This window comes from Kribbella sp. NPDC055071, from assembly GCF_053608045.1.
In genome coordinates, this window is record NZ_JBSGUS010000022.1 from 123,027 (window position 1) to 130,145 (window position 7,119).

7 protein-coding genes and 1 pseudogene are annotated in these 7,119 nt (G+C 68.0%); 6 read left to right on the plus strand and 2 right to left on the minus strand.

Annotated features, from left to right (window positions below; all coding sequences use genetic code 11):
- Window positions 1–13: 13 nt before the first annotated feature.
- Genes ACWF4Z_RS30945 through ACWF4Z_RS30965 form a run of 5 tightly spaced genes read left to right on the plus strand, consistent with a single transcriptional unit; the run spans window position 14 to window position 4,851 of the window.
- Window positions 14–1,402 carry a phosphomannomutase/phosphoglucomutase gene (locus ACWF4Z_RS30945; RefSeq protein WP_452246703.1) on the plus strand — a complete coding sequence of 463 codons (1,389 nt, stop codon included), beginning with the start codon at window positions 14–16 and terminating at the stop codon, window positions 1,400–1,402.
- Window positions 1,403–1,609: a Trm112 family protein gene (locus ACWF4Z_RS30950; RefSeq protein WP_452246704.1), complete on the plus strand. Its 207-nt coding sequence runs from the start codon at window positions 1,403–1,405 to the stop codon at window positions 1,607–1,609. It abuts the gene before it with no gap.
- Entirely contained in the window at window positions 1,609–2,685 is a 1,077-nt protein-coding gene (locus ACWF4Z_RS30955) for an SIS domain-containing protein (RefSeq protein ID WP_452246705.1), read from the plus strand. Before ACWF4Z_RS30950 ends, ACWF4Z_RS30955 begins: the two co-directional genes overlap by 1 nt.
- Window positions 2,679–3,851 (plus strand): mannose-6-phosphate isomerase, class I, encoded by a 1,173-nt coding sequence (manA, locus tag ACWF4Z_RS30960; RefSeq protein WP_452246706.1) that lies wholly within the window; start codon window positions 2,679–2,681, stop codon window positions 3,849–3,851. Before ACWF4Z_RS30955 ends, manA begins: the two co-directional genes overlap by 7 nt.
- 40 nt (window positions 3,852–3,891) lie before the next feature.
- Window positions 3,892–4,851 carry a cation diffusion facilitator family transporter gene (locus ACWF4Z_RS30965; protein ID WP_452246707.1) on the plus strand — a complete coding sequence of 320 codons (960 nt, stop codon included), beginning with the start codon at window positions 3,892–3,894 and terminating at the stop codon, window positions 4,849–4,851.
- Between the two features lie 158 nt (window positions 4,852–5,009).
- Here ACWF4Z_RS30965 and ACWF4Z_RS30970 read toward each other — a convergent pair whose 3' ends face one another.
- The gene (locus tag ACWF4Z_RS30970) at window positions 5,010–5,369 is read right to left on the minus strand and encodes a MerR family transcriptional regulator (protein ID WP_452246708.1); all 360 of its coding nucleotides are present in this window, start codon (window positions 5,367–5,369) and stop codon (window positions 5,010–5,012) included.
- 121 nt (window positions 5,370–5,490) lie between these two features.
- On the opposite strand from ACWF4Z_RS30970, the gene ahcY reads away from it, so the two are divergent.
- Window positions 5,491–6,927 (plus strand): adenosylhomocysteinase, encoded by a 1,437-nt coding sequence (gene ahcY / locus ACWF4Z_RS30975; RefSeq protein WP_452246709.1) that lies wholly within the window; start codon window positions 5,491–5,493, stop codon window positions 6,925–6,927.
- Between the two features lie 70 nt (window positions 6,928–6,997).
- Here ahcY and ACWF4Z_RS30980 read toward each other — a convergent pair.
- Window positions 6,998–7,119 (minus strand): annotated as a pseudogene (locus ACWF4Z_RS30980) (IS30 family transposase); the annotation flags it as partial.

Sequence of the window (7,119 nt, forward strand, 5' to 3'; positions counted from 1 at the left end):
ATAGGGTCCACGCATGGTGGATGTCGGTGCAATCTTCAAGGCGTACGACGTGCGTGGGGTCGTTCCGGAGCAGCTGGACGAGTCGGTGGCCCGGGCGACCGGCGCCGCGTTCGTCGAGGTGCTGGATGTGCTCGGAGGACCGGGGGCGGTCGTTGTCGGGTACGACATGCGGCCGTCCAGCCCGGGCCTCGCGGCGGCCTTCGCCGAGGGGGTCACGAGCACCGGCGTCGACGTGATCGACATCGGCCTCGCGTCGACGGACGAGCTGTACTTCGCCTCCGGCCGCCTCGGGCTGCCGGGTGCGATGTTCACTGCCAGCCACAACCCGGCCAAGTACAACGGCATCAAGCTGTGCCGCGCGGGCGCGGCCCCGGTCGGCGCGGACTCGGGTCTGCGCGACATCGCCGACCTGGTCGCCAAGGCCGTCACCGAGGGACCTGTGACCGGCAGCACCACACCCGGCCACGTCCGGCAGAAGGATCTGCTGACCGCGTACGCCGACCACCTGCACGACCTCGTGGACCTGACCAAGATCCGCCCGCTCACCGTGGTCGTCGACGCCGGTAACGGCATGGGCGGCCACACCGTCCCGGCCGTGTTCGCCTCCGGCCCGGTGACGATCGTCCCGATGTACTTCGAGCTGGACGGCAACTTCCCGAACCACGAAGCCAATCCGCTGGACCCGAAGAACCTGGTCGACCTGCAGGCCAAGGTCCGCGAGGTCGGTGCCGACCTCGGCCTCGCCTTTGACGGCGACGCGGACCGCTGCTTCGTGATCGACGAGAAGGGCGACCCGATCTCACCCAGCGCGATCACCGGGGCGGTCGCCGTACGCGAGCTGGCCAAGCACCCTGGCGCGACCATCCTGCACAACCTGATCACCTCCAAGGCGGTCCCGGAGCTGGTCGCCGAGCACGGCGGTGTGGCGGTGCGGACCCGGGTCGGGCACTCCAACATCAAGCAGAAGATGGCCGAGACCGACGCGGTCTTCGGCGGCGAGCACTCGGCGCACTACTACTTCAGGGACTTCTGGCGGGCCGACACCGGCATGCTGGCCGCACTGCACGTGCTGGCCGCGCTGGGTGAGCAGGACCGGCCGGCCAGCGAGCTGTTCGCCGTTTACGAGCGGTATGTCGCGTCCGGCGAGCTGAACAACCAGGTCGCGGACGCGGCGGCGACGGTCGCGGCGATCGAAGACACCTACGCTGGCGTGGACGGCGTGACGATCGACCGACTGGACGGTCTGACCGTGTCGGCGGGAGAGTGGTGGTTCAACGTCCGCGCCTCGAACACCGAACCGCTGCTGCGGTTGAACGTCGAGGCGGCGGACCGGGCCACGATGGAACGCGTCCGTGACGAAGTACTGGCCCTGATCACCGGCGCATCGGTGGAGGAGAACTGAATGGCAGTCAATCTGGACCCGGACCTGCTGAGCATCCTGGTCTGCCCGAAGTGCCGGTCGGAGTTCCGCGTGGACGACGAGGCGAACGAACTGATCTGCACGAACGCCGGGTGCGCTCTCGCGTACCCGGTCCGGGACGACATCCCGGTGCTGCTGATCGACGAGGCGCGGGACCCCCGGACAGAGCAAACAGAACAGTCTGAATGATGAGCTCCTTCGACGACACGCGGCTGGACGACCCGGCCGCACTGCAGGCGGCGGACCACCTGCTCTGCCGCTTGGCCATGGCCGGCGCTCGTGTCCGGGCCGAGATCGAAGCGGCCGAGGACGTGCTGGCGAAGGTGGAGTCCGACGGCTTCCGCCCGCGGGCCGTCGTTGCGGCCGGACGCGACGCCCGGCTGGTCCGTGCGGTGCTCGAGCCGGTCTGTCCGGTTCCGTTCCTCGCCTGGCCCGGTCCTGGACTGCCCGGCTGGGCCGGTCCGCTGGACCTGGTCATCATCCTGAGCGGCGCCGCTGAGGACTCGGACTCGGTCTCGGCCGCCGGTGAGGCAGTCCGGCGCGGCTGTGGCCTCATGGTCGCCACTCCGGAGGACTCGCCCGTGGCGATCGCGTCCGCGGGTCTGCGGCACGCCATCCGGCTGCCGTCCCAGTCCGACGACCAGTTGGCGTCGGCTGTCGCCGTACTGCAGGCACTCCATCAGATGGAGCTCGGTCCGGAGGTGGACGCCAAGGCAGTTGCGACGTTGCTGGACGAGGTCGCGATCGCGTGCTCGCCGAACAACGATGCGACCTCCAACCCGGCCAAAGAGCTCGCTCTGGTCCTCGCGGACGCACTGCCGTTGGTTTGGGGTGGATCTGTGCTCGCCGCCCGTGCAGCACGGCGTGTGGTCGAGGCGATCCGGTTGGCGAGTGCCCGGCCCGCTCTGGCTGCTGACGCCGGCCATCTACTGCCTGTGCTCAAGCAGCCGCCGCGCGATCTCTTCGCGGACCCCTTCGACAAGCCGGAGGAGCTGAGGCCCGCTCTGGTCATCCTGGACGACGGTGTAGACGACCCGGGGGTCGCCGAGCACCGTCGCAAGCTGGAAGCCAAGGCCGAGGCCCATGACGTCCGCGTGCACGTCGTGACCCAGGCTGACGGCACCGACGTCGCTCGGTACGCCGCACTGACCCAGCACGGCCGGTATGCCGCGTCGTACCTGGGCATCGGTCTCGGCCGGTACGGCGCTTCGTCCGACACCGACCCGGTCGAGCTCGGGAACCCCTCGGAGGACCCAGCGTGGTAGTGCGCCTGCAGAACACCATCCGGGACTACGCATGGGGATCGCTGACCGCGATCCCCGAGCTGATCGGCGTCGAGCCGGACGGTGTTCCGCAGGCCGAGCTGTGGATGGGTGCGCACGAGTCGGCGCCGTCGGTGCTTCCGTCCGGCGACTCGCTGTACGACGCGGTGTCGGCCGGGGCGAGCGACGTACTGGGTGCTGAGACTGCCGAGCGGTTCGACGGACGGTTTCCGTTCCTGGCCAAGCTTTTGGCGGCCGGACAGCCGTTGTCGATCCAGGCGCATCCGTCGCGGGAGCAGGCGATCGACGGGTACGCGCGCGACGAGGCGGCCGGTATCCCGCGGGATGCGGCCGACCGGAACTACAAGGACGCGTGGCCGAAGCCGGAGATCCTGATCGCGCTCGAGCCGTTCGATGCGCTGGTGGGGTTCCGGCCGCTGGACACGACGGTGGCGTTGCTGGATGCGCTGCACGCGGTCGGGTTCGAGGAGCTCACCGCGCTGCTTCGGGACGGGAAGCTTCGCGAGGCGTTCACGCAGTTCATGAGCACCGATCGAGACACGATTCGCCCGCTGGTCTCGGCTCTCGGGGAGGCCTGTGCGCAGTACGCGGGCGAGGCCTTCGGGCTGGAGGTCGAGACGCTGGCGCGGCTGTGTGCCGACTTCCCGGACGATCCCGGCGTACTGGCTGCGTTGTTGTTGAACCGGGTGCGGCTGGAGCGATTCGAGGCCGTGTATCTGCCGGCCGGGAACGTGCATGCGTATCTGCACGGGCTCGGCTTCGAGGTGATGGCGAACTCGGACAACGTGTTGCGTGGTGGGCTGACGGCCAAGCACATCGACGTACCGGAGCTGGTGTCCGTCGTGGACTTCGAGCCGCTGGCCGATCCGGTGCTGGAGGCAACATCGGTGGCCGATGGAGTTTCGACGTACGACACCGGCTGTGAGTACTTCGCGATCCACCGGGTGGATCTGAACGGCGCCGAGCGGACGGTCGACGGCATCGGGCCGCGGATCGTCTGTTGTGTAGGTGGATCGGTCGAGGTAGGTGCTGGCGGCACCGAATCCACTGTGATGTTGTCCGCCGGTCAGTCCGCGTTCGCCGCGGGACCCGAGGGACCCTGTATCTTGCGTGGTTCCGGCACGGCGTTCGTCGTGTCCGCGCGCTGATCTACGTCGGCTGCGTCAACTGTGGGAGGACCTGGAGAACATGGCTGGTGGCGGTAACAAGGCCGTGGTGGCGGCATTGCTGGCGAACACCGGGATCGCGGTCACCAAGTTCGCCGCCTGGGGGCTGACGCAGTCCGCCTCGATGCTGGCCGAGGCGATCCACTCGCTGGCCGACGCCGGCAACCAGGTGCTGCTACTGGTCGGAGCGCAGCGGGCCAAGCGGGAGGCCGACGAGCTGCATCAGTTCGGGTTCGGCCGGGAGCGCTACGTCTACTCGTTCATCGTGGCGATCGTGCTGTTCAGTGTGGGTGGTCTGTTCGCGCTGTACGAGGGCTACCACAAGGTCCACGAACCGCACCCGATCGAGCACTGGAAGTGGGTCCCGATCGCCGTGCTGATCGCCGCGATCCTGATGGAGTCGTTCTCGTTCCGGACCGCGATCGTCGAGGCGAACAAGCTGCGCGGCACCGTTTCATGGACCAGGTTCGTCCGGAACGCCCGCGCTCCCGAGTTGCCGGTGATCCTGCTCGAGGACTTCGCCGCGCTCACGGGTCTGGTGCTGGCACTGATCGGCGTCGTCCTGACCCTTGCCACCGGCAACGGTGTGTTCGACGGCCTGGGCTCGATGGCGATCGGCGCGCTGCTGGTCTGCGTGGCGATCTTCCTCGCGATCGAGATGAAGTCGCTGCTGCTCGGCGAGTCCGCGACCCGCGAGTCGCAGCAGAAGATCGTCGACGCGATCACCGGTACGCCGGGCGTCCAGCGGCTGATCCACATCAAGACCCTGCACCTCGGCCCCGAAGAGGTCCTGGTCGCCGCCAAGGTCGGCGTCGAGCCGACCACGGACGCTGCTGTGGTCGCCGAGACCATCGACGCGGCCGAACGAGCCATCCGCGCCGCCGAGCCGATGTCGGTCCACATCTACCTCGAGCCCGACGTCTACCACGAGAACCACGTCCGCGACGAGCGTCCGCCGGTCCCCGAGGCCCCGTCCCACTAACCACCATTTGCCTGGCAGACCCATCAAATCGGGGGTTCCACACTCGGGTTACGGGTGTGGAACCCCCCATTTGGCTGGCAGACCAACCAAATTCGCTGGTTTGCCAGTCGAATACGGGCGGGGCGGGGGTGGGGCAGGGCGGGGCGGGGCGGGGGTGGTCAGCGGGGCTTGGGTGGAAGAACGCCGGAGCGGCCGAGCCATCTCAGTGCGCGGTCTCGGTCGATCTGGGACTGGGTGGGTGGCGTGGTGAGGCGGCCGGTGCGGTAGCCGAGGTTGCGGAGGTCGGCGGCCACGGACGGTTCGGCCAGGGCCCGGAGTGCGAAGGCGAGCGCGGCCGGCGTCACGTCGTACCGCCGTTCGAGGTCGAGGGCCAGTTGGACGGCGGCCAGGTCGCGGTCGTCGTACTGGCGTTGTGCGGTCGATCCGGCACGCGAGCGCGGCAGCAGGCCGAGGGCCTCCCGGTAGCGCAGCATGCGCGGGGTGGTGCCCAGTTGGCGCGCGGCCTCGGTGATGCGCATGACAGTTATCTTGACATTTCAGTGTCAAAATCGCCCACCCGGCGATCAAATCGGGTAGCTGGGCCCTCTAGGCTCGGGCAAGCAGAAAGCCAATCACAGTCTTCAGGGGAGCGGGAGCGGCATGACGTTTGATTACAAGGTGGCGGATCTCGGGCTGGCCGAGTTCGGCCGCAAGGAGATCCGGCTGGCCGAGCACGAGATGCCGGGGCTGATGGCCATGCGCGCGCAGTACGGCGAGAGCAAGCCGCTGACCGGCGCGCGGATCATGGGCTCGCTGCACATGACGATCCAGACCGCGGTGTTGATCGAGACACTGACGGCGCTCGGTGCCGAGGTGCGCTGGGTGTCCTGCAACATCTTCTCCACCCAGGACCACGCCGCCGCGGCGGTCGTCGTCGGCCCGGACGGTACGCCGGAAGCCCCCGCCGGTGTCCCGGTCTTCGCCTGGAAGGGCGAGACGCTGGACGAGTACTGGTGGTGCACCGAGCAGGCGCTGAAGTGGCCGGGCACCGAGGGCCCGAACATGATCCTCGACGACGGTGGCGACGCCACGATGCTCGTCCACAAGGGCACCGAGTTCGAGAAGGCCGGCGCCGTACCGGACCCGTCGACCGCGGACTCCGAGGAGTACGCCGTCGTGCTCAAGCTGCTCACCCGCACGCTGGGTGAGGACCCGCAGCTGTGGACCGGGATCGGTCAGGGCATCAAGGGCGTCACCGAGGAGACCACCACCGGCGTGCACCGGCTGTACGAGATGCACAAGGCCGGCGCGCTGCTCTTCCCGGCGATCAACGTGAACGACTCGGTGACCAAGTCGAAGTTCGACAACAAGTACGGCTGCCGGCACTCGCTCATCGACGGCATCAACCGCGCCACCGACGTCCTGATCGGCGGCAAGGTCGCGGTCGTGTGTGGGTACGGCGATGTCGGCAAGGGCTGCTCGGAGTCGCTGCGCGGCCAGGGCGCCCGGGTGATCGTGACCGAGATCGACCCGATCTGCGCGCTGCAGGCGGCGATGGACGGCTACCAGGTCACCACGCTCGACGAGGTCGTCGGGATCGCCGACATCTTCGTCACCACCACCGGCAACAAGGACGTCATCACCGCCGACCACATGGCGCAGATGAAGCACCAGGCCATCGTCGGCAACATCGGTCACTTCGACAACGAGATCGACATGGCCGGGCTGTACAAGACGCCGGGGATCGAGCGGATCAACATCAAGCCGCAGGTCGACGAGTTCCGCTTCACCGACGGTCACACGATCATCGTCCTGTCCGAGGGCCGGCTGCTGAACCTGGGCAACGCGACCGGGCACCCGTCGTTCGTGATGTCGAACTCGTTCACCAACCAGGTCCTCGCGCAGATCGAGCTCTTCGTGAAGACCGCCGAGTACCCGACCGACGTCTACGTACTCCCGAAGCACCTCGACGAGATGGTCGCCCGCCTGCACCTCGACGCGCTGGGTGTGAAGCTCACCGAGCTCTCCAAGGAGCAGGCGTCGTACCTCGGCGTGCCGGTCGAGGGTCCGTACAAGTCTGAGCAGTACCGCTACTAAGAACAGCACGCAGCGCAGGCGCCCCTACCGGTGGCGATTTCTAGGGGTCGTTGCAACACCGTGCTGGTTTCTAGGTAGTGAGTAGATCACGCAAGCGCTCGGCTGGGGTGTCCCAGTCGAGCGTTTTGCGTGGTCGGGCGTTGAGTTCCTGGGCGACGTGTTCGAGGTCTTCGGGGCCGTGGACCGACAGGT